This window comes from Lacihabitans sp. LS3-19, assembly GCF_024343575.1.
Taxonomy (GTDB): Bacteria; Bacteroidota; Bacteroidia; order Cytophagales; family Spirosomataceae; genus Leadbetterella.
Genome location: NZ_RJUA01000005.1, coordinates 173,109 through 198,418, shown reverse-complemented (window position 1 = coordinate 198,418; position 25,310 = coordinate 173,109). Strand labels below are relative to the sequence as shown.

22 protein-coding genes are annotated in these 25,310 nt (G+C 34.1%); 17 read left to right on the top strand and 5 right to left on the bottom strand.

Features of this window, described 5'->3' with window-relative positions:
- Nucleotides 1-104: 104 nt before the first annotated feature.
- From EGI22_RS07220 to EGI22_RS07200, 5 genes are all read left to right on the top strand, one after another.
- Nucleotides 105-407 (top strand): autorepressor SdpR family transcription factor, encoded by a 303-nt coding sequence (locus EGI22_RS07220; RefSeq protein WP_255067449.1) that lies wholly within the window; start codon nucleotides 105-107, stop codon nucleotides 405-407.
- 99 nt (nucleotides 408-506) lie between these two features.
- Nucleotides 507-3,407, top strand: coding sequence for a 3-coathanger stack domain-containing protein (locus tag EGI22_RS07215; RefSeq protein ID WP_255067447.1), 2,901 nt, complete (start codon nucleotides 507-509; stop codon nucleotides 3,405-3,407).
- A gap of 15 nt (nucleotides 3,408-3,422) precedes the next feature.
- Nucleotides 3,423-4,688, top strand: a complete 1,266-nt coding sequence (locus EGI22_RS07210) for a T9SS type A sorting domain-containing protein (protein ID WP_255067446.1) — start codon at nucleotides 3,423-3,425, stop codon at nucleotides 4,686-4,688.
- A gap of 185 nt (nucleotides 4,689-4,873) precedes the next feature.
- Nucleotides 4,874-5,950 carry an aminotransferase class V-fold PLP-dependent enzyme gene (locus tag EGI22_RS07205; protein WP_255067445.1) on the top strand — a complete coding sequence of 359 codons (1,077 nt, stop codon included), beginning with the start codon at nucleotides 4,874-4,876 and terminating at the stop codon, nucleotides 5,948-5,950.
- Nucleotides 5,951-5,971: 21 nt separating this feature from the next.
- Nucleotides 5,972-6,544 carry a MarC family protein gene (locus EGI22_RS07200; protein WP_255067444.1) on the top strand — a complete coding sequence of 191 codons (573 nt, stop codon included), beginning with the start codon at nucleotides 5,972-5,974 and terminating at the stop codon, nucleotides 6,542-6,544.
- Here EGI22_RS07200 and EGI22_RS07195 read toward each other — a convergent pair.
- From EGI22_RS07195 to EGI22_RS07180, 4 genes are read right to left on the bottom strand one after another with little or no spacing between them, the layout of a single operon-like run.
- Nucleotides 6,541-7,155 (bottom strand): lysoplasmalogenase, encoded by a 615-nt coding sequence (locus tag EGI22_RS07195; RefSeq protein WP_255067443.1) that lies wholly within the window; start codon nucleotides 7,153-7,155, stop codon nucleotides 6,541-6,543. The two genes, EGI22_RS07200 and EGI22_RS07195, sit on opposite strands and share 4 nt — an antisense overlap.
- 4 nt (nucleotides 7,156-7,159) lie before the next feature.
- Nucleotides 7,160-7,690: a 5'-3'-deoxyribonucleotidase gene (locus EGI22_RS07190; protein WP_255067442.1), complete on the bottom strand. Its 531-nt coding sequence runs from the start codon at nucleotides 7,688-7,690 to the stop codon at nucleotides 7,160-7,162.
- A 7-nt stretch (nucleotides 7,691-7,697) separates the two neighbouring features.
- Nucleotides 7,698-7,943 (bottom strand): T9SS type A sorting domain-containing protein, encoded by a 246-nt coding sequence (locus EGI22_RS07185; RefSeq protein ID WP_255067441.1) that lies wholly within the window; start codon nucleotides 7,941-7,943, stop codon nucleotides 7,698-7,700.
- Nucleotides 7,943-8,518: a Maf family nucleotide pyrophosphatase gene (locus EGI22_RS07180; RefSeq protein ID WP_255067440.1), complete on the bottom strand. Its 576-nt coding sequence runs from the start codon at nucleotides 8,516-8,518 to the stop codon at nucleotides 7,943-7,945. The genes EGI22_RS07185 and EGI22_RS07180 overlap by 1 nt, the downstream gene beginning before the upstream one ends.
- Before the next feature lie 77 nt (nucleotides 8,519-8,595).
- On the opposite strand from EGI22_RS07180, the gene EGI22_RS07175 reads away from it, so the two are divergent.
- The 12 genes from EGI22_RS07175 (at nucleotide 8,596) to EGI22_RS07120 (ending at nucleotide 25,059) form a co-directional block, all read left to right on the top strand.
- On the top strand, nucleotides 8,596-9,048 hold the full coding sequence (locus EGI22_RS07175; protein ID WP_255067439.1) for a MarR family winged helix-turn-helix transcriptional regulator: 453 nt from the start codon (nucleotides 8,596-8,598) through the stop codon (nucleotides 9,046-9,048).
- 66 nt (nucleotides 9,049-9,114) lie between these two features.
- Nucleotides 9,115-10,293, top strand: coding sequence for a lipase family protein (locus EGI22_RS07170; RefSeq protein ID WP_255067438.1), 1,179 nt, complete (start codon nucleotides 9,115-9,117; stop codon nucleotides 10,291-10,293).
- 2 nt (nucleotides 10,294-10,295) lie between these two features.
- The gene (locus EGI22_RS07165) at nucleotides 10,296-10,610 is read left to right on the top strand and encodes a Dabb family protein (protein ID WP_255067437.1); all 315 of its coding nucleotides are present in this window, start codon (nucleotides 10,296-10,298) and stop codon (nucleotides 10,608-10,610) included.
- Between the two features lie 27 nt (nucleotides 10,611-10,637).
- A complete protein-coding gene (locus EGI22_RS07160) occupies nucleotides 10,638-11,897 on the top strand; it encodes a lactonase family protein (protein WP_255067436.1) in 1,260 nt (419 codons plus the stop codon).
- 45 nt (nucleotides 11,898-11,942) lie between these two features.
- Nucleotides 11,943-13,136 (top strand): ROK family transcriptional regulator, encoded by a 1,194-nt coding sequence (locus EGI22_RS07155; RefSeq protein WP_255067435.1) that lies wholly within the window; start codon nucleotides 11,943-11,945, stop codon nucleotides 13,134-13,136.
- Nucleotides 13,137-13,424: 288 nt separating this feature from the next.
- Nucleotides 13,425-16,433, top strand: coding sequence for a SusC/RagA family TonB-linked outer membrane protein (locus EGI22_RS07150; RefSeq protein WP_255067434.1), 3,009 nt, complete (start codon nucleotides 13,425-13,427; stop codon nucleotides 16,431-16,433).
- Nucleotides 16,434-16,443: 10 nt separating this feature from the next.
- A complete protein-coding gene (locus EGI22_RS07145; RefSeq protein WP_255067433.1) occupies nucleotides 16,444-18,024 on the top strand; it encodes a SusD/RagB family nutrient-binding outer membrane lipoprotein in 1,581 nt (526 codons plus the stop codon).
- A gap of 165 nt (nucleotides 18,025-18,189) precedes the next feature.
- The gene (locus tag EGI22_RS07140) at nucleotides 18,190-21,510 is read left to right on the top strand and encodes a VCBS repeat-containing protein (RefSeq protein WP_255067432.1); all 3,321 of its coding nucleotides are present in this window, start codon (nucleotides 18,190-18,192) and stop codon (nucleotides 21,508-21,510) included.
- 147 nt (nucleotides 21,511-21,657) lie between these two features.
- Nucleotides 21,658-22,581, top strand: a complete 924-nt coding sequence (locus tag EGI22_RS07135) for an aspartate carbamoyltransferase catalytic subunit (RefSeq protein ID WP_255067431.1) — start codon at nucleotides 21,658-21,660, stop codon at nucleotides 22,579-22,581.
- Between the two features lie 4 nt (nucleotides 22,582-22,585).
- Nucleotides 22,586-23,083, top strand: a complete 498-nt coding sequence (locus tag EGI22_RS07130; protein WP_255067430.1) for an NADH-quinone oxidoreductase subunit C — start codon at nucleotides 22,586-22,588, stop codon at nucleotides 23,081-23,083.
- Nucleotides 23,084-23,581, top strand: coding sequence for a metallophosphoesterase (locus tag EGI22_RS07125; RefSeq protein ID WP_255067429.1), 498 nt, complete (start codon nucleotides 23,084-23,086; stop codon nucleotides 23,579-23,581).
- On the top strand, nucleotides 23,578-25,059 hold the full coding sequence (locus tag EGI22_RS07120; protein ID WP_255067428.1) for a hypothetical protein: 1,482 nt from the start codon (nucleotides 23,578-23,580) through the stop codon (nucleotides 25,057-25,059). The genes EGI22_RS07125 and EGI22_RS07120 overlap by 4 nt, the downstream gene beginning before the upstream one ends.
- On the opposite strand, the gene EGI22_RS07115 is transcribed toward EGI22_RS07120, so the two are convergent.
- Nucleotides 25,052-25,273 (bottom strand): DUF2905 domain-containing protein, encoded by a 222-nt coding sequence (locus tag EGI22_RS07115; RefSeq protein WP_255067427.1) that lies wholly within the window; start codon nucleotides 25,271-25,273, stop codon nucleotides 25,052-25,054. The genes EGI22_RS07120 and EGI22_RS07115 overlap by 8 nt on opposite strands.
- Between the last annotated feature and the right edge of the window lie 37 nt (nucleotides 25,274-25,310).

Genomic DNA, 25,310 nt, shown 5'->3' with positions numbered 1-25,310 from the left:
TTTTAGTTTTTAAAACTCTTGAAAATATTCGAAAAAATATCATTTTGTTGTAGGTATAAATAATTAATTAGTTAAATTTACAATTATTAATTTTTACAAATACGATGAATAACCTTTTCAAGGCATTAAATGATAAAACAAGACGTGAGATTTTAGAAATCTTAAGGCTTGGAGATCTTTCAGCTGGAGAAATTTCTGATAGATTTAATATGTCTAAACCAAGTATTTCACATCATTTAGATTTATTAAGACAGGCTGAATTAGTAAGCTCCAAAAAGAAAGGACAGTTTGTAGTTTATACTTTAAATATTGCAGCATTCGAAGAAATCACCAATTGGTTTTTGATGTTTAAGCCTGAGGCCATTGCCGAAAAACCGAGAATTAGGATTCCTTTAAGTCAATATTGATTTATTTAACGAATTGATAATATTTCATATCCTAATTTTGATTAATTGATATTACATTTGAATCAAATTTCAGAATACAAACTACTTAAAACTAATTAAATGAAAAGAGGTCTTTTTCTCGCCTTCTTTCTATTTTCCTTTTCGAAAGTACTCTCGCAGATTACTATTGCCCAACAAGATTTTGAGACCCTACCCGCTGTTCCTGCTTGGAATTATTCAGTTTCTGGGACAGGGGATAGCATTTTAAGTGGCGTGTTGGCAAACCCTGGCAAACCATTAAACGCAAATCTATTTAATGGTGGATCAAAAAGTTTTGGAACATTAAATGGCAACACACTTCTAGATTTTGATCCAATAAATACAACGTATTTGAAAAACCTTAAAATAGAATTTAAATTAGCTTCTTACTCTATTACAACTGCTAACGGTGCCGATGCTTCAGATTATGTCGAGGTTTTATTTAGCACAGATGGAATAAACTTTTATAAAGAAATTGAAGTAAAAGGTTTCACAACGGGAAATTCGTGGTGGGGATTTAACGGAACAGGTCTCGCTTCAAGATATTACAGTGGTGTTGGGAATTTTGGGACTTTTACTGCTACAAAAGGAGGTGAGAATTTAGATGGATATAGCTCTATTGTTTTAACAGACTTACCTTCGGTCCCAAATTTATATTTTAGGGTTTCATTGAAAAATAACTCTCCAGGGGAATTATGGCTCATAGATGAAATAAAACTAACAGGGGAAGATAATACCTCTCCAACTTTGTTAACTACTAAAAAATCTATCTCCGATATCAATTATTTAGTAAACAACGGCCCTTCCCTGCCTCTCCTTTATCAATTAAGTGGAATTAATTTAGACCCCTCCGTTGGAAATGTAGGCGTAAAAGCTCCTCATGATTTTGAAATTTCTCTTGAAGAAACACTGAATTTCTCCGATTCAATTACTGTAACTTATTCGGATGGGTATTTTGGTCAAACAGCTATTTATGTAAGGTTAAAGGCTAATTTGGCAATAGGTTTATATGGAGGGACAGGTTTTAATATAGTCAACTCAGGCGGTGGAGCGTCTAATTTAAATATTAAGTTAGATGGAAAAGTATCTGATGGTCTATCTTGCGGAATTATTACAGATATAGATACAGTAAGAAATACTTTGCCTCCTTTGGGGAGTTATACTGGACTCACAATTTATACTATCAAAGGCCAAGTAACTGGTGTTTTTGGCAGTAGTAAGTTTTATTTGCAAGATTCTACAGGAGGTATTGCGGTTTATCAAACCAATATCGTTTCCAATTATTCACTTAAAATAGGAGATTGGGTAAGTTTAAGTGGTACTCCAACGAGATTTAACGGAGAATCTGAAATTGTTTCTATTACCTGTTTTGATAAAATTGCAGGTGGAATTCCGATTTTACCTTTGGTATTTGACGCCAACAATCCTCCAATTGACACTTCATTTATGGATTTTTTAAAAATTAATGAAGGGAGGATTGTAAAAGAGAAAGGTGTAAATATTCTAAATATTGGGACATATTCCTCTGCTTCAAATTACAATCTAAGTGCCTGTAACAATCAGGGATTTTCAGAAATCAGGGTGGATGCAGGAGCTGTTTCAATCATTGGGTCTGCTATTCCTACAGTAACTCAAGATATAACTGGTATAGTTGGTAGATTTATTAATGCCGGTGGAACTACTGATAAAATGCAATTATTTCCAAGGCTAACATCTGATTTTCAGGAAAGTACATATCCCTGTGTTTCTACGAGTGGTTGTGGCGTGACAACCTATTCAAAACCTGTAGATAAATTTGATGTTTTTAACTGGAATCTAGAGTGGTTGGGGAATCCAACATTTGGACCGAGCCAAAGTGGGGTGGATGATAATTTACAAATTGCGAATTGCCAAACTGTTTTAAATGCGGCTCACTCGGATTTGTATATGTTGCAAGAGATATGTAGTTATAATGCCTCAAATCCAGAAGATAATACGACGGCTTTCGGAAAGTTAATAGAGGGTTTAAATACAGAATATGGCTCAGGAACATATACTGGTGAATGTTCCTCTTCCTATTCATACTCTTACTTAGAAACTCCGGATCCTTTTGGACAGCGTGTTTGTGTTATTTACAATAAAAATATTGTAAGAAAAATTTTTTCAAGACCAATGTTTGAGAATCTAGTTTTAGAGGATTATCCTCCAACTGGTTTGGCTACTCAATTTTGGGCTTCTGGTCGTAAGCCATTTCAGTTTATGGCAGAAATTGATTTGTCAGGCAAAAAAGACACTGTACTTTTTGTAGGCTTACATGCAAAATCTGGGTCAGATCTAGAGGCGTTTGAAAGAAGAAAGTTTGATGTTAAGGTTTTGTATGATTCCCTTCAAGTTCAGTTTCCAAGCAGAAAGATCATGATAATTGGAGATTTAAATGACGATTTGGATCAATCTATCTATGCTGGAGGTCATGCTAGTACTTATGCACCATTTTTGCATCAAAATCCTGAAGATACATTATTGAATAGTAAAAGGCCAAACGTCCTTTGGAATCCTATTACAAAATTATTTAGCGATATCGGTTGTTCGAGTACTAGTACATTTTCCGATTATATCGATCACCAAATAATTTCATATGGTTTCGGTGATAAAGAAACTGGTTTGAAATATATTCCGAACTCTGTCACTAGTTTTAGGCCTCCAGTTCATTATTATTCTACTACAACATCTGATCATTATGCAACAATATCGCAATACGAATATTTTAGCAGACCGGTTTTGTCACCTTGTGATAATATTATTGTTTTAGATAGTCCAAGTAATGATTTTGATAACATTATTGGAGATGTTATTGCAAACAAAATAAATGGAAAAATAGTTGTGACAAATAAGGTTTTTAATTTGTCTAACATTAAATTTGTGGCACCATCTATAGAATTAAGTCCGGGGTTTGTTGCGGAAAATGGTGTGGTTTTTAAGGCTGAAGTTGGTGGGTGTGATTAAAATTTATATACTTATATGAAGAAAATTTTATTTTTTGTTTTATTTTCCTTTGGATACTCTTACCTATCTGCTCAGCAAATCAGGTCGATTTTAATTAATCCGCCTGGAACAGATTCTCCTTTAGAATTTTTTGAAATTATGGGAACACCTGGGCAAAGTTTGAATGGCTTATGTTTCTTGTTAATCGATGGAGATGCAACCGGAGCAGGGGTTATTAGACAAAAGATATCGTTGTCAGGGCAGACTATTGGTTCCAATGGTTTATTTTTATGGAGAGCCTCAACATCCGTTTTGACAACCTCTACTCCAGCTAATTCTACAAGTGTAAATACCGCTGATTTTAGTCCAGATTTACAAAATGGTACTGGAACATTTATTTTAATGCAGTGTCCAAATCAAGTCATCGGAAATGATATTGACGATTTAAATGATGGAACTCCAAATGTTGATCTCACTAATGGAGGTAGTTTTACGGTATATGACGCAGTTTCAATTACTGATGGTGGTGCCACAGATATTCAGTATGGATCCTATTTTTCTGGTACTAATATTCCTGTCAAAACAGGAACTACTTCAACAACTGCAGAGTACGTATTTAGAGATGGCGGTACATTTTATGGTGCGTCAGTAGTAAGTAATGGTGGATTTATAGAGATATCATCGGTAGCTAACTCATCTTGGAATTCAGGAGGGTCTACTGGTGCTTTCAATGGTTTACAATTAGCAAATGGAACAAGCACGTCTTCGGTTTTTCCTTTAGATCTATTAAGTTTTGAAGCGAAAAGAAATTATGAACTATCAATAAATCTTCTTTGGCAAACCACCTCAGAATCCAATTTCTCTCATTTTGAAATACAGCGTAGCACCGATGCTAAAAGTTTTGAAACAATTGGAAAAGTTAAAGGGGACGGTAGTCTAAATGCAGTTTCTGAATATGCTTTTGTGGATGAAAAACCCTTAGATGGCATTAATTACTATCGACTTAAACAGGTTGATATAGATAACAGCTTTGAGTTTTCAAAAATTATAAGTGTAAATTTATTTTTGGATGGACAAGTTGAAGTTTATCCCAATCCTTGCACTGACTTTATTACTTTGAAAAATGTAAAAAAAGAAGAGATTTCTGATGCTTATTTATATAACAACAATGGAAAACTTTTAAAGACTTGGACCCAGATGTCAGGAGGTTTCGATATTAGCGATGTTTCTGCAGGGAATTTAGTGTTAGAAGTTAGATTAGTAGATACTAGAATTATTAAAAAGAGAATTGTAAAACAGTAAATAGAGATGAAGGATACGAAAAATAAATACTCGAAGCCTGTTTTGAAAAGGTTAGGGAATATTAAAAAGGTAACATTAAAAACAGGGTCTACTTCTGATTTTGGAGGAAATAGATATACACCTTAAACTATTTATAAATACATTTACAGGGGCATTTGCCCCTTTTTTTGTTTAAGAATACCAATATGTTAAATTTTTATCCTGGTCCGTCAAAGATTTATCCTCGAATTAAAGAATTTGCTGCGGAAGCTTTTGCGTCTGTTATTTTAGAAAAAAACCATCGCAGTGATGATTTTATGCAGCTTTTGAAAGATTGTAAAAGCCTTCTTAAAAACCATTTAAATATACCAGATAATTATGAGGTTTATTTTACTTCATCTGCTACAGAAAGCTGGGAAGTGTGTATTCAGTCACTTTTTAAAGGGAAAATACAGTTTTTTTATAATGGAGCTTTCGGAAAAAAATGGTTTAAATATGCTGTAACTAACGCCCAAATAAATGCTAGTTTGCAGTTTGCCATTCCGGAAATTCGAGGTACTCGTTTTTTTGTAAATCAAAAAATTGAAGAGGCAGAAACAGATCCTGAAAATGATATTATCTGCTGTGTGGCTAATGAAACTTCAAATGGCACGCAAATTTCGAATGAATCTTTGTCCATCTTAAAAACAAATAGCCCACACGCATTGCTTTTTATTGATGCCACATCTTCATTAGGCGGCTTTAATCATAATATTAGTTTGGCAGATGTTTGGTTGGCTTCAAGCCAAAAGTGCTTTGGATTGCCTTCTGGTCTAGGTTTTTTGATACTCTCACCAAGGGCTATTGAAAAAGCTAAGGAAATCAATGAAAGGAATCATTACAATAGTTTGGTATTTATTAAAGAGAATTTTGACAAGAATCAAACACATTATACACCTAATATTTTAGGCATTTACCTATTAAAGAGGAATTTAGAATATCTAGAGAATATACATGCGATTTCTAACCATTTAGAAGAAAGAGCAGGAAAAATATATTCATTTTTTGAAACTCGGTCAGATTTTGAAATTTTAGTCGAGAATCCCGAAACTAGATCAGACACTGTAATTGCCGTAAAGCCTAAAAGTGTTAGTAAATTAATGTCGTATTTGTTTGATAATAATATAGTTATAGGAAAAGGATACGGCGAATGGAAAAGAGATTCAGTGCGGATTGCAAATTTTCCTGCTATACCTGATGAAGATTTTGAAACGCTATTTAAAGTATTAGCGAATTTTAGTTAATTTCACGAAAAAAATCAACAAATGAAATTCAATTTTAAAGAAATACTTTCAGTTTCTCTTATTTTGTTTTCGATTATCGACATTTTAGGCTCTATACCTATCATTCTTAATCTTAGAAAAAAAGTTGGTCACATTTATGCCGAACGTATAACATTGATATCAGGAGGTTTGATGTTGGGTTATTTGTTTTTAGGAACAAAAATACTCCAGCTCTTTGGTGTGGACGTAAAATCTTTCGCCATGGCTGGTGCATTGATACTGTTGATTATTGGTTTTGAGATGATATTAGGGCGAGAAATTTTTAAACATAATCCTATAAACCAAGGCAAAGCCAGTAGTGTGGTTCCTTTGGCGTTTCCCATAATCGCAGGTGCAGGCACTATGACTTCTTTGATTTCATTAAAAGCTGCATACGCTGATGTTAATATCATTTGTGGTATTTTGGTAAATTTAGTTTTGATATTTATTGTACTTAAATCTTCCGCTTGGCTTGAGAAAAAACTAGAACCTGGTACTATAGAAGTTCTGCAAAAGGTATTTGGTTTGATACTTTTAGCCATAGCTATCAAACTTATAAAAACCAATATCGTTTAATTCTTTTTTGCCCAGCCAGTGACTATCAGATATTGGGCTACTCCATAGGTACTCATTACCAATACTGAGCTGTATTTTAGCGATTCATAAAATTTATTGTACGCTATTAATGAATCAGAAATTACAAAAAGGATGGCTCCCAATAATACGATTTGATAAGACTTAGCATTTGAGATTCTGCAGGCAGCAAAAATTGCCATCAATGTAATAACCGAACAATAGAGAGTTACAGCAACGAATAGTTCATTTGGTATTCCTCTTTTCAGAAACATAAAATATAGAAAAGTAGCTATTGCAAAAGGTAAACTTTTTATGAGATTAAATCGGAATTGCTTTTTGAATAATAAAATATAAGCAAAGTGACCAATCAAAAAAGAGCCTAGCCCAAGCATGAAATAGTTTTGTCCTGAATACATTAAGAATACATCACCTAATAAGCTAAAAAACAAGGCGATGTATAGAAACTTGTCTTTAATGCCAGATTGAATTGCCAAAATCATCAATAAAGGCATCAATAGTGGTTTTGTGATTTTCACAAAGGTTAAATCGCCATTTTGACTGAAAAATATTTCTAAAACTAAAATCAGAAAATACAATATTCTTATAAGCATAGTCTCAGTTTTTAAAGAAATAGTTATGAATTTCTTGCCAATTATAAACTCTATGGTAGCCTTCAAGTTGTTGATTGTGCATGGCGTCAAAAAGTAAAGTTTCGCCTGAAAAAGTCTTTAAGTTTTTCTCATGGTCGTCTATCATTACATCACCTTTTACAATTGATTTATCGCCACAAAGCATAAAATTCCTCCAAGATATAAACGGAAAGTATTTTTGCATCCAATCGTATTTTTCTCTTAAAGAGTTTGGGAATTCTGTGGCTGCGGAAACAATATAAACTTTGTGTTTCTCTGAAAGTTCTTTTATAACTTCTTGAGCATCAGGCATCACTTCTAGGTTAATAAAAAAGCCTTGATCAAATAGCCTATCTCTATATGTCAAGTATTTACCAGAATTCATGAAATCATAAAAGTTTTTATCTTTAAAAAAATCTTTTTTTAAGTCTGTTCCATTTAATTCATTGAAGACGTCTAAAATACCTGCACTGGCGTCTGCCATTACATCGTCCATGTCTATAATTATTGTTTTCATTTACATTTTATGGGTGATAGCCTTTTATTATTTTTTTAGATCTAATCAAGTTTCCTTGGTTTACTATTACGAAATAAATCCCTTCAGGTAAGCCGGTTAAGTCAAAGTCATGGAGGCTTTTGTCATGTGTGGCTTCCTGTAGAATTTTGCCAGATAGATTCTGGAGCTCATAGTGGGTTTCTATATCATCAGGAACTCTAACGTAAACTTTGTCGTCAGGCTCATTTAAAAATATGGTAATATCGTCTTTCATTAAAAAACTATAAATGGTTTAAGTGCTTTGTAAACTTTATGTATCGGTAAACCCATTACCGTGTAGAATGAACCTTCGATTTTTGAAATTCCTATCATTCCTATGAAGTCTTGCACTCCGTAAGCTCCGGCTTTGTCCATTGGCGAATAATTTTTTATATAAAAATCAATTTCTGCCTTATTTAAATCTTCGAAAGTTACCACCGTTTGATCTGAAAATGTAGAATAGTTATCGCCTATTTTAAGGCAAACACCCGTAATTACCTCGTGGGTTTTATTGCTCAAACTACTTAACATTTCAAAAGCTTCTTCTTTCGATTGAGGTTTATTGACTATTTTTTTGTCATTAATAACCACTGTGTCAGAGCTTAAAATGATTGTTTCATTATCAAATTCTTTAAAACATTCCGCTTTTTTTCTGGCTAGAAATTCAGGTACTAAATTGTAGTCCATATTTGAGTCAAACTCCTCATTGGTTTCTCTTACCAAAATCTCAAATTTAAACCCTGCAGAGGTTAGTATTTCTTTTCTTCGAGGAGAATTGGATGCCAAGATTAGTTTTTTGTCAATATTCATAGAATCTTTTTGAAATTATTTTTTTACATTTGTAATTTATGTAAATACATATTTAATATTCTTTCATTTACAAAAGTATGAGTTTAGAGCAGGAAATAAAACAAACCAAGCCATTTAAAAACAATCATGAGAAAACAATGGTAAATATTATATTTACCAATAATTGGCTTAACTTTAAACAGAATAAATTCCTGAAAGAATTTGATATAAGTAGCCAACAATACAATGTGTTGAGGATATTGAATGGCCAAAAAGGTAAAGCTATCACAATCAATGAGATCATTGAAAGGATGTTAGACAAGATGTCCAATGCCTCTAGACTAGTAGATAAACTTTTTGCTAAAGGATATGTAAGCAGAGATCAAAAAATTGGTAACAGAAGAGCTTGCGACGTGAAAATAACACCAAAAGGTTCTGCGTTTTTGGAGCAAGTTAATGCTGGTATGATACCACTTGATAATGTTATGGGAGATTTGACAGAAAGTGAATTCGATGAGTTAAACAGATTGTTGGATAAATTACGAGGTTGAATCGCAATCCATCTTGCTTTTTTAACGTTATTTGTTAAAATTTTGAATCTATAAAATCTTCTTGCCTTGAAACTATATTTTAAGTGGATATTATTGGTCTTTGTGTTCGTTTCCTGCGAAAAAGATCCTATTCTGGAGTTTGACAAATATCTGATTTCTTCAAATTCTGTAAAAGTTATTACCAAAACTGAATTTACAAATAGTCTTACGGCTCAGTTTGGGGCTCAAGGCTCAACATTAACATTTTTGGTAAGGTCAGGAATTAGCCTACATAAAATCTCTTATCAAACTAAAACTGTTGAAGGTGATTTGATAACCGCCTCAGGAGCCATAATAATTCCAACAGACATAAGCGAGCCTTTGGCCTTGGCAAGTCTTCAGCACGGAACTATAACCAACGAAAGTCAAGCACCTTCTTATTTTAATACTTCTTCAGAAAGTTCGCTAGGCATGCTTTTGGCATCTTCAGGTTTTATTGTTGCCATGCCAGATTATTTGGGTTATGGAGATTCAAAATCCTATCCTCATCCTTATGAGCATAAAAAAGGTTTATCTCAGGCGAATGTAGATTTTTTGTTAGCTGTAAAAGAGTTTTTGAAAAATGAAGGCACCAACTGGAATCAAAATCTTCTATTAGCTGGGTATTCGGAAGGTGGTTATGCTACTTTAGCTACGCAAAAATTAATAGAAGAAGAATATTCATCGTTTTTTAACTTAAAAGCATCAAGCTGTGGTGCTGGAGCTTATGATAAAACACAAACGGTAAATGCATTTGTTAATTTCAAAACCAGCGGAGAGGTTGTCAATAATAGATCTTATATTTGGGTTTTATTGACTTACAATCGTTTGTATGGTTTTAATAGACCTGCATCGGATTATTTTGTTGAACCTTATGCAAGCCAGATAGAAAAGAATGCTCAAAATGTAGATATTCCTTTGAGTTTCGATGAGATTTTAAAAACTTCCTTTAAAGATGGAATTAAAAATAATACAGAGTTGGATTGGATTTCAGCTTTTAATGACAATGATTTGGTCAGTTGGAAATCGAAAATACCAACCAGATTGTACCATGGAGATGCAGACACTTATGTTCCTTTTTTTAATTCACAAAGTGCACAGGTCGGTATGACAGCTAAAGGGTCGCCGAGTGTTACTTTAGAAAAAATTACTGGGGGAACGCATGGTTCTTCGATATCAACATTTTTTTTAGGAACTTTGGATTTATTTAACACTTATAAAAATTAAAAATGGGAAATTTAAAAACAGGATTTGTGCACACAGTGTTTTTTTGGTTAAAAGAAAAAGGAAATGAGGATCACAAAAAGCAATTGCATGCGGGTCTATTGAAGCTATCTGAAATAGCGGAAATAGGTGTTGCATATGTTGGACAACCTGCCAATACCAATAGAGAAGTTATAGATACTACTTATGATTTTAGTATCACTTTTATCTTCGAAACTGCCGAGAAACAAGATATTTATCAAGACCATGCCGACCATCATGCATTTATAGCAGCCTGCTCGATGCTATGGGAGAAAGTTCAGGTTTATGATGCATGTTGATTTTAAAAACTGAAAAATAAAAAGGCTTTGAAAAGACTATTATTTTCGATTTGTATTTCTTTTAGTGCTCTCGCTCAACCAATTTCTTTTGATGCAAAGGGCATTTTGTATTTGGAAGATTCAGATTTTGGCCCGTTTTCGTTTTCTACAGGTATGATTGATAAAGTTGGAACAGATAAAATGGGAGCATTTTTGTTTCCTTTACAATTAGAGGATTCTTATAAAAACTCGGAGGAAATCCTTTCTAATTCTGTTCTAAACAACAATAGAGCAATTGCATTGAAGTCTGACAACAGAATGTGCTACGTTTTAGAAAGCAAAGGCGGGCTCAAAAAAGACGAAAAACAAATTCAGTTTACTGGTTTGCCAGATGGAGCATATGTTAGTGTGGTGGATATTGCTAACCTCCGAAATATTAAGCCAGATTATAGATTTCCAGTGGCTTTGAATCCTAGAGCTATAGCATTAAATAAATCAAACGAATACCTTGCAGTAGCAGCTGAGGGTTATAATCAAGAATTGCAGATTTTTGAATTAAATGAATTCGGAAAACCAATTAGAGTAATTTCGAAGCCAAATACTTTAGGGAATGGCGTTATAAATGACGTGATTTGGCATCCTTCAGAAGATTTTTTGGTATATCTAAAACAGGATACTAAGGAAATCGGCTTGCTGAAAGTAATAAAAGATGGTCCTACCCAAAAGATAATTAGGGTGGAGCAGTCTGGCAATACGATAAAATTTGATGGAATTCCCACTTTTGGCACTTTCAGTGCAGATGGCAAATATTTTTTAGTAATAGACGCTAAGGATCAGATAGGGGTAAATGCACCTAAAGGTCAGGTTTTTGTAATTAAATTCAATGAACAAGAGCCACATTCATTAATTTCAAAAGCAGAGGTTGAAGAAAATCCGAAATCCCTAGTCCTACATCCAGATGGTAGTACAATTTTGGTGTCAAATCTTAAAAAGTCTTTTGACTACCCCATTAATGATCGAAATACTGGTAAATCTTCAATTTCTATTTTAAGCTTGGGAAAGGATGGTTCGCTTACCAACAAAGGAAATATACCGCTTTCTGGAATTATGCCTTTGAGTATCGTATTTGACAAGACAGGTAAAAATGTTGCTATAAGTATGTTTCAATATTTGAACTACGGAAAATCATTTGGTGGAATCGAGTTTTATAAGTTTTTTGGTGGGGCAAATCCTCGAATTGAAAAACAAAATTCTAAAATAAATACATCTTCGGGAATCCACTATTTGAAAGTTATCGAAGATTATTGATAAATTTACCACATAATTTCCCTGTAAATAAAAACTTTTAAATTGATGGTTAATAATAATGAGCAATTTTCGTCTGTCGTAGAGATTAAGAAAAATCAATACATAGTAGAAATATTAACTGAAATATATAATTCTGGTGCTATTACCATTGCTCAATTAGCCAAAAAACTCCATACAAGTGTCCCTTCTATTACGGTATATATCAATGAGTTAATAGCGAATGAGTGGATAGCAGAGGTAGGTTCGTCAAAAACAAAGTCAGGTAGAAGACCGAGTTTGTTTGATTTAAATCCGAATAAAAATCAGGTTTTAGTTATTGATATCAATATCTATGAAACTAATTTTTACTTATTAAATCTTAGAAATGAGATACTAAGAAGAAAAACTTTGACTTTTGATATAAACTCCGAAACCTTGATTGAAGACTTGAAGTTTGAGTCTTCGGTCTTCATAGGAGAAACCAAAGTTTGGGCTATTGGTATTTCTTCACCGGGGTTGTTAAGTATGGAAAGAGGAATTAATTACTCTTATCCTAATCATAATGAGAACGATAGATCTTTAGCAGAGATATTACAAGAATCTTTAAAAATTCCTACATTTATTACCCATGACACACAAGCTTCAATGCTAGGTGAGCATCATTTTGGTTTGGCTAAAAACAAATCTAATGTCTTGTTAATTAACCTAGATTGGGGAATTGGCCTTGGTATTATGTGCAATGGGCAGATTATAAAAGGGGCAGATGGGTTCGCTGGCGAATTGGGGCATATCCAAATAAAGCCCGATGGAATGCTGTGTCATTGTGGTAAAAAAGGGTGCTTAGAAACGGTTGCATCTGCTTTGGCACTCATAAATAAAGCAAAGCAAGGGATAGTTGAAGGCAAAACTTCTACATTAGCATTGAAAAAAGATGAGATTAGATTAGAAGATGTAGTGGATGCTGCCCTAAAAGGGGACGAATTCTCAATAGATTTGATATTTGATATCGGTAGAGAATTAGGAAAAGGACTCTCGATAGCTATTCATATGTTTAATCCAGAAATCATCATTATCGATGGTGTTTTAACCAAAGCAGGAGAGTTGATTGTTTCTACCTTAAATCAAGCCATTAACAAATATTGTTTAACTGACTTCAAAAAAAACCTTAATGTATTAATTTCTCCAATGGGTGATCAAGCAAAGATTTTTGGCACCAAATCTCTGGTTTACGAAAAAATGTTAGGATTGAAGTTATATTAAGTCTTTTTTAAAACCTCCTAAATCCTCAACTTCGATTTCTTTCAAACGTCTTCTTTATAAAAAAATCTTTATTTTTTAGCTATTTCGGTTAAGCTTTAAGCTTTTTCAGAAATACTCTTTATCCATTTTTTCTTGCACTAAAAGAAGATATTTGTTTGGAAAAATAATTTATTATTAGGCACCTATTAAAAAAATATTAAATAAATTAGGAGTACTTATTAAAATATTTTAATTTAGGGTAAGTTTAAAAAACTGCAAAACTATTTTCTTAACCAAAATCTATCAGACATGATAAAAAAACTACTATTTTTTGTGCTGTTTTTGGGTTCGCTTCCCATTCTAGCTCAAAATAAAACGGTTTCTGGCAAGGTGACAGATTCCGATGATGGATCTCCTATTTCGGGAGTGAGTGTTGTTGTTCAGGGTACTTCAATTGGTGCTTTGACTGACACAGAAGGCAAATATTCTATTAAGGCTGCCTCTAAAGACGTATTGATTTTTTCGTTCATTGGAATGACGAGTCAATCGATTTCGGTTGGTAGTAGCAACACTGTTGACGTGGCCTTGGCAAGTGATCCTAGCTTATTAGACGCTATTGTAGTTACCGCTTTAGGTATTAAGCGTGAGGAAAAAACACTCTCTTATGCTCAACAAACAGTTAGTTCAGATGAGTTAATTAGAACGAGGGACCCGAATTTCATGAACAGTCTTTCAGGAAAAGCTGCTGGTGTAGAAATCAAAAGAAGCAGCTCAGGAGCGGGTGGTTCTACTAAAATTGTATTAAGAGGAAATAAATCACTAAGTGGTGATAGCTCTCCTCTTTTTGTAATTGATGGTATTCCTATGGCTAACAATAGAGGAAACCAACCAGGTATGTGGGGTGGCACTGACCAAGGCGATGGACTTTCGGCAATTAACCCTGAGGATATAGAAAGTATCAGTATATTGAGAGGATCTAATGCTGCTGTATTATATGGTAGTCAAGGAGCAAACGGTGTTGTTTTAATAACAACAAAATCGGGTGCTTCTGGAAAAGCTACTGTTACATTGAATTCTGGATTTACTAATGAGCATTATATAGAATTACCAGAATTGCAGTATAAATATGGTGCTAAGTCTAACGCAAAAGAAAGTTGGTCAACAACGGCTGGAAATTATGATGACAGTTTCGTTAAAGATTTTTTCCAAACAGGACATAATAGATACAATGCTGTAACCGTAAGTGGTGGTAATGATAAAACCAAAGCATATTTTTCTTATGCTAACACAAAAGCAAATGGAATAACACCAAATAATAATTATGGTAAAAATAACTTTTCATTCAAACAGTCTACAAAGATGTTTAAAGATAAAGTTACGATAAGTTCTAACGTAATTCTTGCAATGGAAAAAACGGAAAATAGGCTTACAGCTGGTTATTATTTAAATCCACTTACTGGTTTGTATATGTTCCCTAGAGAAAGGAACTTTAGTGACTATAGGAACAATTATTCGGTTTTTAATGAAAAGAGAAATATAAATGCTCAAAATTGGTTTGTTTCGGATCACCATCAGTCTAATCCATACTGGATTGTTAATAATGAACCTAAAACTGACGATTCAAAAAGAGCAATTGGAAGCATGAGTGTTGCCTACAATATTCTTAAAAACTTGACGCTACAGGTAAGAGGTAATTTTGATTACGCAGCTAAACAGTTTGAGCAACAGCATGCTGCTACTTCTAACTCTACCAATGTTCATCCTAATGGAGCCTGGGATTATTCAAACTATGACGATCAACTTGCCTACACAGATGCAATTCTAACCCATTCTGCTAACCTTAGTAAGAATCTTACTTTGAATTCAGTAATCGGTGGTAGCTATCAAAAAACCAAATATGGCGTTGGCGTAGCTGTCAATACTGGTACAGTAGGTCTATTGTATCCAAATGAGTTTTATTTCCAAAACTTACCTACCAACGTACAAGTTTCTTCAATCACAAATGGTTCGGTAGTAAAACAAGGTCTTTTTGGTAACTTCCAGTTTGGATTTAAAGAAATGTTATTCCTTGATTTATCAGGAAGAAATGACTGGGCATCTACTTTGGCTTTGACAGGCAACGATTCCTATTTTTATCCATCTGTTGGTCTTACAGGAATAGTTAGCGAAATGTTTAAAATGCCTGATTTTATTACTTTCGGTAAATTAAGAGCTTCTTATACTCAAGTAGGAAACGAAGTGCCATTTAATAGGATATTTCCTCAAAATAGCATTAATGCAAGTGGTGGTGTAGTAAGAAATACGGTGAAGCCTTTCTTAAATGCTAAGCCTGAAATTATCACAAGTTTAGAGTTTGGAGCTGATTGGAGATTTTTTCATAATAGGTTTGGTATAGACTTTACATATTATGATATCACAAGTAAAGACCAGTTTATACAAGTACCAACTGTTTCTGGTGAGGGTGGATATACCACAGAGTTTATTAACGCAGGTGAAATCACCAACAAAGGAGTTGAGCTAACTTTAAGTGCTACTCCTTATAAAACGAATGATTTTCAGTGGACTACTGCCTTTAACTTTACTAGAAATAGAAATAAAATAGTAGATATCGGACCAGATCCTAAGAAAGTAATCCAATTGGGTAGCTCGGAAGGATACGATTCTAAATTGGTAGTTGGTGGTGCATTCAATGATTTGTATGTATTAAAATTCCAAAGAGATGCTCAAGACAGAATCATTTTTGACAATGGCAAACCTTTAAGAACGGCAACTACCGAACTTGTTGGTAATTTGGATCCAAGATGGTCTTTGGGATGGAATAACAATTTTACCTACAAAAGATTTAATATGGGAGTTTTGATCAATGGTAAGTTTGGAGGCCACGTGTTTAGCCAGACTGAATCTATGCTAGACGGTGCTGGGGTTTCTTTAAGAACTGCAGACGCAAGAGATGCTGGTGGAGTAAAAGTGAATGGGGTTGATAAAAATACAGAGGCTGCCATTACAACGGTTGATGCTGAAACTTGGTACAGAGCTATCGGTGATAGAAATGGTATTGGAGAGGCATATGTTTATGATCGTACTAATATCAGACTGGCTCAGTTTAATTTAGGATATGATTTGAACTTGGCAAAAACTAACCTACCTATCAAGGCTGCCAACATTTCGTTCATTGGAAACAATTTGTTTTTCTTACACAAAGTAGCTCCATTTGATCCAGAATTAGCAATGAGTACAAACCAGAATGCTCAAGGTTTAGATAACTTCAATCTACCTTCAACTAGAACATATGGTTTCAATCTAAAATTAACTTTTTAAACAAGAAAACATGAAGAAATTAATATATCTAATAGCCTCTGTTTTGCTTTTTGGGGGCTGTACAGACAATTTTGAAGAGATCAATACCAATCCTTATCAGATCTCAACAGAATCTTTAAAACAGGATTTCAATCACGTAGGTTCTTATTTTCCCTCCATGTTAGGGCAGATATTTGGCAACCAGATTGATCACAATTTGACTAACGTAACATATTCTCAGCATTTGGCTACACCAACTCCATTTGTGGGTGGTGTAAATAATACCACTTATTACATTCGTTGGAATGGATATTGGGGTAGAGAATATAGCAATGTAATGGCACCAGCTAAACAAGTAATTGAGATCGCCCAAAAAGATGGCTACTCTGTATTTGTTGAGTGGGCTAATTTGATTAAAATAATTTCAATGTCAAGAGTTACTTTATATCAAGGGCCTATAATTTATACCAATTATGGAAAAACCGGAGAAGTATTATACGATAGTGAAGATGTGCTTTACAAAGCATTTTTTAGTGACTTAGATCGTATAATAGCTGAATTTAGTAAAAATAAAGACTATGTTGGACTAAACAGTTTCGATGCTAGTTATGGCGGAAATGTTGCCAAATGGGCTAAATATGCTAACTCATTGCGGTTACAATTGGCAATGAGAGTTTCTAAAGTTGATCCAGCTCTTGCCAAAAAAGAGGGGGAAAAAGCATTGGCAGATCCTGCTGGTTTAATTTTAACCAACGGAGATAATTTTAATATTTCAGGATATGGAAACAAATTTCACCCTGCACAGATATGTTTTGAATGGGGTGATACACGTATGAGTGCTACTATGGAGTCAATTTTGATTGGTTACAAAGACAATAGAATTCATGCATTTTTTGATCCAGTTTCTGATTTGTCTTTGGTAAAAGATCACCCAGAGTGGCCGTATAAAGGTATTCGTAATGGTGCTGAATTGGTTGCGAAAGATGATAGATTAAGTTTTTCTACCTTAGATATAAGCTTTAATGATCCAGCAAAAGTTACAAAACGTAAAGTATTGAGTGCTGATGAGGTTTATTTCTTAAAAGCTGAAGCCGCTTTGCGTGGATGGGCTGGAGCTGGGGATGCAAAAGCAAATTACGAAGCAGGCGTTAGGGCTTCATTTGAGCTTTGGGGAACTGGTGGTGTAGATGCTTATTTGGCTGATAATAAAAGCCTACCGATAGATTATGACGACCCTAAAGCATCAGGTGATGTCAATGATTTTAAGAATCAAATTACAACTACAGTAGCTTGGGATGAGGCAGCTTCCAAAGAGGTCAAACTTGAGAAAATTATTACCCAAAAATGGATTGCTTGTTATACAAACGAGATGGAATCATGGATGGATCATAGAAGGACAGGTTATCCAAAACTTCCTCCAGTATATCAGAACAGCAGCAATGCCGACTGGGGAGTAATTCCAAAAGGAGATATTCTTAGACGTATGCCATTCGTGAATGCGGAGAGAAATGGAAACGCTAAAGGTGTGGCTGACGCTACAGCCAAGCTTAAAGGTAAAGATGAAATCGGTACCCGATTATGGTGGGATACAGGTGGTTCTAATTTCCCTTGATAGTATAATATAGATTTTAAAAGAGCATGTGAATAAAACTCACGTGCTCTTTTTTTTAGAAAAAAAAATTAAAGCTTTAGATTTTACGAAAATTTAAGTCTGGTATTTAAATATTTTTTTTAATACTTATTCTTCCATATATTGATTCAATTTTAATTTTAAATAATGCGAATTCTTGCCCATTCTCTCGTTTATGCTTTGGTGTTAGCTTTTTGTGCCGCTTGTAATCAGTCGGATGATTCTAAAATGTTTACATTAATGCCAAGTAGTCAAACAGGAATCAAGTTTAAGAACCTAATAAGTGAAACGCCTGACTTTAATATTCTTACATATGGGTATTTATACAATGGTGGAGGTGTTTCCGTAGGAGATATTAATAACGATGGCCTCCAGGATATTTATTTTACGGGAAGTATGGTTGGTAGCAGATTGTATTTAAACAAAGGTGATTTTGAATTTGAGGAAATAGCCCAAAAAGCTGGCGTATTTGCAGAAGGTTTGTGGAATACAGGTACCACAATGGCTGATGTAAACGGAGATGGTCTACTAGATATATATGTATGCAGGTCTGCTGCAAAAGATAGTTACAAAAGGAAAAATCTACTTTTTATCAATAATGGAAATTTGACATTTACAGAAAAAGCCGATGAGTATGGAGTTGGCGATGAGGGTTATTCTACACAGGGTGCTTTTTTTGACTATGATCGAGACGGTGATTTAGACCTTTATGTGCTAAATCATTCTGTGCAAGAGTATGCGAGTTTTCGGTCGGTTAGCAACGATATGAAAAAAGAGAGAGATCCAAGTTTTGAGGATAGATTATATAGAAACGATAATGGTAAATTTAAAGTCGTTAATGATGAGGCTGGCTTAGTTTCAAATGTTTTAGGTTTCGGATTAGGTATTTCTATCTCAGACATCAACAACGATGGTTGGTCGGATATTTATATTTCAAACGATTTTAACGAACAAGATTATCTATACATAAATAATCAGAACGGTACATTTACCCAAAGTCTTGAAAAATACATTGGTCATACCTCTCACTTTTCTATGGGATCTGATATCGCAGATATCAACAATGATGGCTTTACGGATATTATGACACTTGATATGTGGCCTGAAGGGAATACTAGACAAAAAATGGTCTCTGGGCCTGATAATTATGATAAATATTTACTGCTAGTCAAAAATGGCTTTTATCAGCAAAGTATGCGAAACATGCTTCATCTAAACAACCAAGGGAAGTCTTTTTCAGAAATTGGACAATTTTCGGGTGTTTCAGGTACGGATTGGAGCTGGTCTCCACTTTTTTGTGATCTAGACAACGACGGATTTAAAGATATTTACATTACTAATGGAGTGAAAAAAGATTACACCAATATGGATTTTATGAATTTTGCAGTTCAGGAAAAAATGAACGAAAATAATTCTGGTGTACCGATGTCAATTGACAAACTTTTAAAGAATATTCCTTCGTCATTAGAAGAAAACTATACTTACCGAAATAACGGTGATCTGAGTTTTTCGAAAGTCAATGAAGATTGGGGTTTGAATAAAAAATCCTTATCAAATGGGTCTGCCTATGCCGATTTGGACAACGATGGTGACCTAGACTTGGTCGTGAACAATACCGATTTGGAGGCATTTGTTTATAGAAATAACAGCAATGTTCTTACTAAAAACAATTATTTGAAAATAAAATTAAAAGGAGAAAATCAGAATACATTTGGAATTGGCTCGAAAGTGGTTTTAAGTCTTGGGTCTAAAACTTTGACACAAGAACTTATGCCTACCCGTGGCTTTCAATCTTCTGTTGCTTATGACTTAGTTTTTGGTCTCGGTATCGAAAATGTAGTGAATGAGCTCAAAGTCATTTGGCCGGATGGTCGCGAACAAATACTTCAAAATGTAAAAGCGAATCAGGTAATTTCTTTAAATCAAGCCGATGCTAAAAATAGCACTCCACAAAATACACAAGATTCAAATCCTTATTTTAATGAAATAGTATCTGCTGGTTTGGATAAATACCAACATCTAGAAAACGAATTTGTTGATTTCTATCGCGAAATATTATTGCCACATAAACTTTCAATTCAAGGGCCTAAAATAGCCTCTGGTGATGTTAATCAGGACGGTTTTGAGGATGTTTTTGTTGGAGGGGCAAAAGGGCAGACAGGGGTTTTGTATTTCCAAAATGCCACAGGACAATTTAAAGAACAACCTAATTCAGTATTTGCTTTAGACAAAAACTGTGAAGATGTTGGAATATTGTTTTTTGATGCTGATGGAGACAAAGATCTTGATTTGTACATTGTAAGTGGGGGCAATGAAGCAGAACAGAATTCGAATGAACTTCAAGACAGACTTTATATGAATGATGGAAAAGGTAAGTTTACTAAAAAAGTTGAAGCTTTACCTGTTATGTTGGTTAGTGGCTCATGTGTGGAAGCGGGAGACTTTGATTCTGACGGCGACTTGGACTTGTTTGTAGGAGGAAGGTTGGTTTCAGGAAAATATCCTGCAGCTCCTAGGAGTTATATTTTGCAAAATGATGGTAAAGGAAACTTTAAAGATGTTACATCAGAAATATGTCCTGCATTAATTTCACCAGGAATGGTTACAGATGCTTTATGGAGTGATTTTAATAAGGACGGGAAAAAAGATCTCATTGTAGTTGGGGAGTTTATGCCTATCAGAACTTTTGAAAATACCAATGGGAAATTTACAGAAAACACTACAAAAGCTGGCTTAGGTGAATCAAACGGTTGGTGGAATACGATAGAAGAAGGCGATTTTGATAATGATGGTGATATGGATTATGTTTTGGGTAATTTCGGCTTGAATTCCCAACTAAAAGCGTCAGCAAAAGAGCCTGTTTCGTTATATGCAAAGGATTTTGACAACAATGGTACGCTTGATCCAATTTTATGTGCTTACAATAATGGTGAAAATTATCCAGTGTTTTCAAAAGACGACATTAGCATGCAATTGAGTTATTTGAAATCAAGATTTGTAAATTATTCCGAATATGCAAATCAAAAAATTACCGAAGTTTTTAAATCTGATGAACTAAAGGATGCATTAGAATTAAAAGCTTATACATTTAGCACCAGTTATTTAGAAAATTTAGGAAATGATAAATTTAAACTCAATAGTTTGCCAGCTCAAGCTCAATTAGCTCCAGTTAATGGAATTGTCATCGAGGATTTTAACAATGATAATAAATTAGATATTGTATTGGGAGGGAATTTTTATGGCACTCGCGTGAAATACGGTAGATACGATGCAAGCAAAGGGACACTACTTTTGGGTGATGGAAAAGGAGGTTTTGCTATTTCTGATAATATAAAAAGCGGCTTTAATGTAGATGGAGAAGTAAGAGACATCGTCAATGTGAAAATCTCTGGAGGGAAGCAAATGCTGATTTTTGCTAGAAATAACGCTACTTTGAAAACGTATTTATGGCAAAATCAAAACAAATAATTATTCATTAAGAATGGTAAAACGTGATGAAAGGGAATGAAATTTAACCGATTTCTTGAAATTAATATTAGCAAAATAGCTTAGTATCTAAGTTTAGATTTTTTAAGAACTCATATTTTATTACTTTTGTAAAATTATTAATACTAGATGGATTCTTTAAGTACAAGACATTTATTGGGAATAAAAAATATCACAGAAAACGATATTCATTTAATACTCTCAACTGCAAAAGAATTTAAAGAAGTCATTAATAGACCCATCAAAAAGGTTCCTTCTCTTCGAGACATCACGATTGCCAATCTTTTTTTTGAAAACTCTACCCGTACAAGGCTTTCATTCGAATTGGCAGAAAAAAGACTTTCGGCCGATACCATCAATTTTAGTTCTGCGGGCAGTTCAGTTAAAAAGGGTGAAACACTACTGGACACTGTCAATAATATTTTGGCAATGAAAGTGGACATGGTGGTTATGCGACATAGTAGTCCTGGAGCTCCACATTTTTTATCCAATAAAATCAAGGCTAATATAGTAAATGCAGGAGATGGCACCCATGAACATCCTACGCAGGCTTTGTTGGATGCATTCTCTATGCAGGAGAAAATTGGTGACCTAAAAGGCAAAAAGATAGCAATAATTGGAGATATACTACATTCTAGAGTTGCACTTTCAAATATATTTTGTTTGCAAAAACTGGGGGCAGAAGTTAGAGTTTGTGGGCCAAAGACCTTAATTCCAAAACATTTAGGCGAATTGGGTGTTAAAGTTTTTGATAAGGTAGAAGAAGCTCTAGCATGGTGTGACGTAGCCAATGTGCTAAGAATTCAGCTCGAACGCCAGCAGTTGAAGTATTTTCCTTCATTGAGAGAATATTCATTGTATTTTGGAATAAACAAAAGTATGTTAGAAAAGTTAGATAAGGAAATAGTAATAATGCACCCAGGTCCGATCAATAGAGGAGTAGAGCTAAGTTCTGACGCTGCAGACTCTCAGCATTCTATAATATTAGACCAAGTAGAAAACGGTGTGGCCGTAAGAATGGCAGTGATGTTCCTATTGGCTCAAAAAAATTAAATATATGAACCTCTCAAAAACCAAAACAATATTCGAAGATTTACAAAAAAAGCTAAATCTTGAATTAACCTTGCTTGAGGAAGTTTCCCAACCATATATTTTGTTTGAAACAAAAGACCTTTTAAAAATTTGCCAATATATTTACACTTCTCCGACGTATTATTTTGATTTGTTAAATTGTATTACAGGGATAGACAACGGCGTAGAAAATGGGAAAATTGACATTATCTATCATTTCACCTCAATTCCATTTGGTGTTTCATTGATATTAAAAACTCAAATCGACCGAACTTTGGATGATTCATCACGAATAGATTCGGTTTCGGCTTTATGGAAAACGGCAGACTGGCATGAGAGAGAAATTTTTGATTTTTTTGGTGTAAAGTTCAATACTCATCCTGATTTAAGAAGAATTCTTTTGCCGGCAGATTGGGAAGGACACCCAATGCGAAAAGACTACGAGGAACTAGAAAAATACCATGGCATTAAAGTAAAATACTAAATGAAAAACATTGGACTCATATCAGACACGCACTCTTATCTTGATCCAATGGTATTCGAACACTTCAAAGAGGTAGATGAGATTTGGCATGTTGGAGACATTGGCAATCGCGAAGTTTTAGACGCTCTTTGTGTTTTTAAACCTACTCGTGCAGTTTATGGAAATATCGAGACCCAAGAACTTCGATTTGAATTGCCTGAAGATTTGATTTTTGAGATAGAAAACCTCAAAGTTTTTATGACCCACATAGGCTCATTGCCTGGAAAATACTCAGCAAGAATTAAGAAAATTATAAAATTAAACCAGCCAAACTTGTTTATTTGCGGGCATTCCCATATTTTGAGAGTAATTAAAGATCCTACCAATCAAGGGCTGGTATATATCAATCCTGGTGCAGCAGGGAAACACGGCTTTCATCATGTAAGAACGATCATGAGAATGAGCATAGAAAATGGGAAGGTCACGAATTTAGAGGTAATAGAACTTGGTCCTAGATGAAATATTTCGTTTTTATAATATTGACAATTTTTAGCCAACCGATTTTTGCACAGTTGGTTGAAACCGTTGATGTCGAAATTCCACTCAGAAATGATGTAGATGATGATTTTAGCGTGATTTCTCTTGACACAAACGGAGTGTTAGTGATAAATTCCCAATCCAATTTTTTTGGCAGAAAAGGTAAATTGATTTATTCAAAATTTGATAATAATTTACAGAAGATTTGGATAAATACGATAGATCCCGGAATTAGCTTTAGTCTTATTAAGTATTTTCAAAGTAAAAATTATCTCTATTGCTTGTTGAGGGAATCGGATACACGAAAAGTAAAAATCGTAAAGTTAGACTTAGAAAAAGGTGATGCGGTGATTACAGAAACCAAAATGCTAACTGATATGGATGTTGAGTTTTTTGCAGCCATAGATACTAAAGTTATTATTTTGGGTAAATATAACGACAAACCTGTTGCCGAACTCCATCGTTTATTTGATTTAAGTGCCAAAGTTCTACCTCAGATATACTCCAATCATATAAAAGTACTGTCTTTAGAAATTAACGAGAACTCTAAAGAAATTTACTTGATGCTAAAAGACGATAAAAAATGCCAATTTAAATTTACAGTTTTTGACGAAGAAGGTAAGTTGCTCTACATGAAAGACTTGGGAGACAAGCGACATGTAGTTCAAAACTCAAAAGTTCTAAAACTTCCGGATAATAAGTATTTTTTAGCGGGTAATTTCGCGGAAAACTGCTCTGAATATTCATCTGGCTTCTATTTTACGCCTGTAGAAGATTTTGAAGATATTCAGTATTTTAAATTTTCAGAGCTTCAGAACTATTATTCCTACCTGTCAGCTAAAAAACAAGAAAAAATACAAAAACGCCTTAGCTTGAAAAGGGAAAAAGGTAAAGACCCGAAAATAAGGCAGCGTTTGAATCTCCAACAGCCTATTTTGGACAATGGAAAAGTGCTGCTCGTAGCAGAAGTTTTTTATCCAGAATATAAAAACAATATGTCGTACTCGAGGAGCAATTTGATACATCTTGGTGAAAACTATAGAACTCAGCGTGATTTTAATAACTATAAATATACCCAAAGTTTGTTTTTTACTTTTGACGGAAACGGCAAGAAAACATGGGACTACAGTATAGATTTAAAAAACCTTGAAAGTGCAGTGCTGAACAATAAAGTGCAAGCAAGTTTTGTAAATGAAGGGATATTGGTGGCTTATGCCAAAGATGAAACTATTTTTATAAAACTTATTGGTGACCATAGGGATCCAGTGGATTTTGTCCCTATAGATCTAGCAAAAAAAGATAATATTTTCTTATCGGACGTTACGGTAGATTTGTTTTCTTGGTATAATAAAAACTTCTTGGCTTTTGGGTACAAAACCGTTCGAAACCCTAACGATATTGGGAATCAAGAATATTTTTTCCTTTCAAAACTCTCTTTTACTTTTCCCGAGCTTAATTAAAGTATTTTTTTATCAACCAAAGAATGCCATTCAAAATCAAACTAGCCAATAGCATTGTGGTTAAAGGGAAATAAAGTTTAAAGCCAGGTTTTTCGATTTTGATATCTCCAGGCAATCTACCAATCCAGTCGAGTTTTTCTCCCCAGAAGTAGTAGATTATTCCGATGAGCAGCAAAATTAAGCCACTTATTATCAGGTATTTTCCTATTTGCACATTTCTTGTTTTTAATTTTTGGGATTTAATATATCAT

Bases quoted from the DNA above. Each gene is read 5' to 3' on its own strand.
- EGI22_RS07195 (WP_255067443.1), bottom strand. From the start codon at position 7,155: ATGCTTATAAGAATATTGTATTTTCTGATTTTAGTTTTAGAAATATTT.
- EGI22_RS07200 (WP_255067444.1), top strand. From the start codon at position 5,972: ATGAAATTCAATTTTAAAGAAATACTTTCAGTTTCTCTTATTTTGTTT.
- EGI22_RS07145 (WP_255067433.1), top strand. From the start codon at position 16,444: ATGAAGAAATTAATATATCTAATAGCCTCTGTTTTGCTTTTTGGGGGC.
- EGI22_RS07165 (WP_255067437.1), top strand. From the start codon at position 10,296: ATGGGAAATTTAAAAACAGGATTTGTGCACACAGTGTTTTTTTGGTTA.
- EGI22_RS07175 (WP_255067439.1), top strand. From the start codon at position 8,596: ATGAGTTTAGAGCAGGAAATAAAACAAACCAAGCCATTTAAAAACAAT.
- EGI22_RS07190 (WP_255067442.1), bottom strand. From the start codon at position 7,690: ATGAAAACAATAATTATAGACATGGACGATGTAATGGCAGACGCCAGT.
- EGI22_RS07125 (WP_255067429.1), top strand. From the start codon at position 23,084: ATGAAAAACATTGGACTCATATCAGACACGCACTCTTATCTTGATCCA.
- EGI22_RS07205 (WP_255067445.1), top strand. From the start codon at position 4,874: ATGTTAAATTTTTATCCTGGTCCGTCAAAGATTTATCCTCGAATTAAA.
- EGI22_RS07120 (WP_255067428.1), top strand. From the start codon at position 23,578: ATGAAATATTTCGTTTTTATAATATTGACAATTTTTAGCCAACCGATT.
- EGI22_RS07215 (WP_255067447.1), top strand. From the start codon at position 507: ATGAAAAGAGGTCTTTTTCTCGCCTTCTTTCTATTTTCCTTTTCGAAA.
- EGI22_RS07210 (WP_255067446.1), top strand. From the start codon at position 3,423: ATGAAGAAAATTTTATTTTTTGTTTTATTTTCCTTTGGATACTCTTAC.
- EGI22_RS07140 (WP_255067432.1), top strand. From the start codon at position 18,190: ATGCGAATTCTTGCCCATTCTCTCGTTTATGCTTTGGTGTTAGCTTTT.
- EGI22_RS07135 (WP_255067431.1), top strand. From the start codon at position 21,658: ATGGATTCTTTAAGTACAAGACATTTATTGGGAATAAAAAATATCACA.
- EGI22_RS07220 (WP_255067449.1), top strand. From the start codon at position 105: ATGAATAACCTTTTCAAGGCATTAAATGATAAAACAAGACGTGAGATT.
- EGI22_RS07185 (WP_255067441.1), bottom strand. From the start codon at position 7,943: ATGAAAGACGATATTACCATATTTTTAAATGAGCCTGACGACAAAGTT.
- EGI22_RS07150 (WP_255067434.1), top strand. From the start codon at position 13,425: ATGATAAAAAAACTACTATTTTTTGTGCTGTTTTTGGGTTCGCTTCCC.
- EGI22_RS07130 (WP_255067430.1), top strand. From the start codon at position 22,586: ATGAACCTCTCAAAAACCAAAACAATATTCGAAGATTTACAAAAAAAG.
- EGI22_RS07180 (WP_255067440.1), bottom strand. From the start codon at position 8,518: ATGAATATTGACAAAAAACTAATCTTGGCATCCAATTCTCCTCGAAGA.
- EGI22_RS07155 (WP_255067435.1), top strand. From the start codon at position 11,943: ATGGTTAATAATAATGAGCAATTTTCGTCTGTCGTAGAGATTAAGAAA.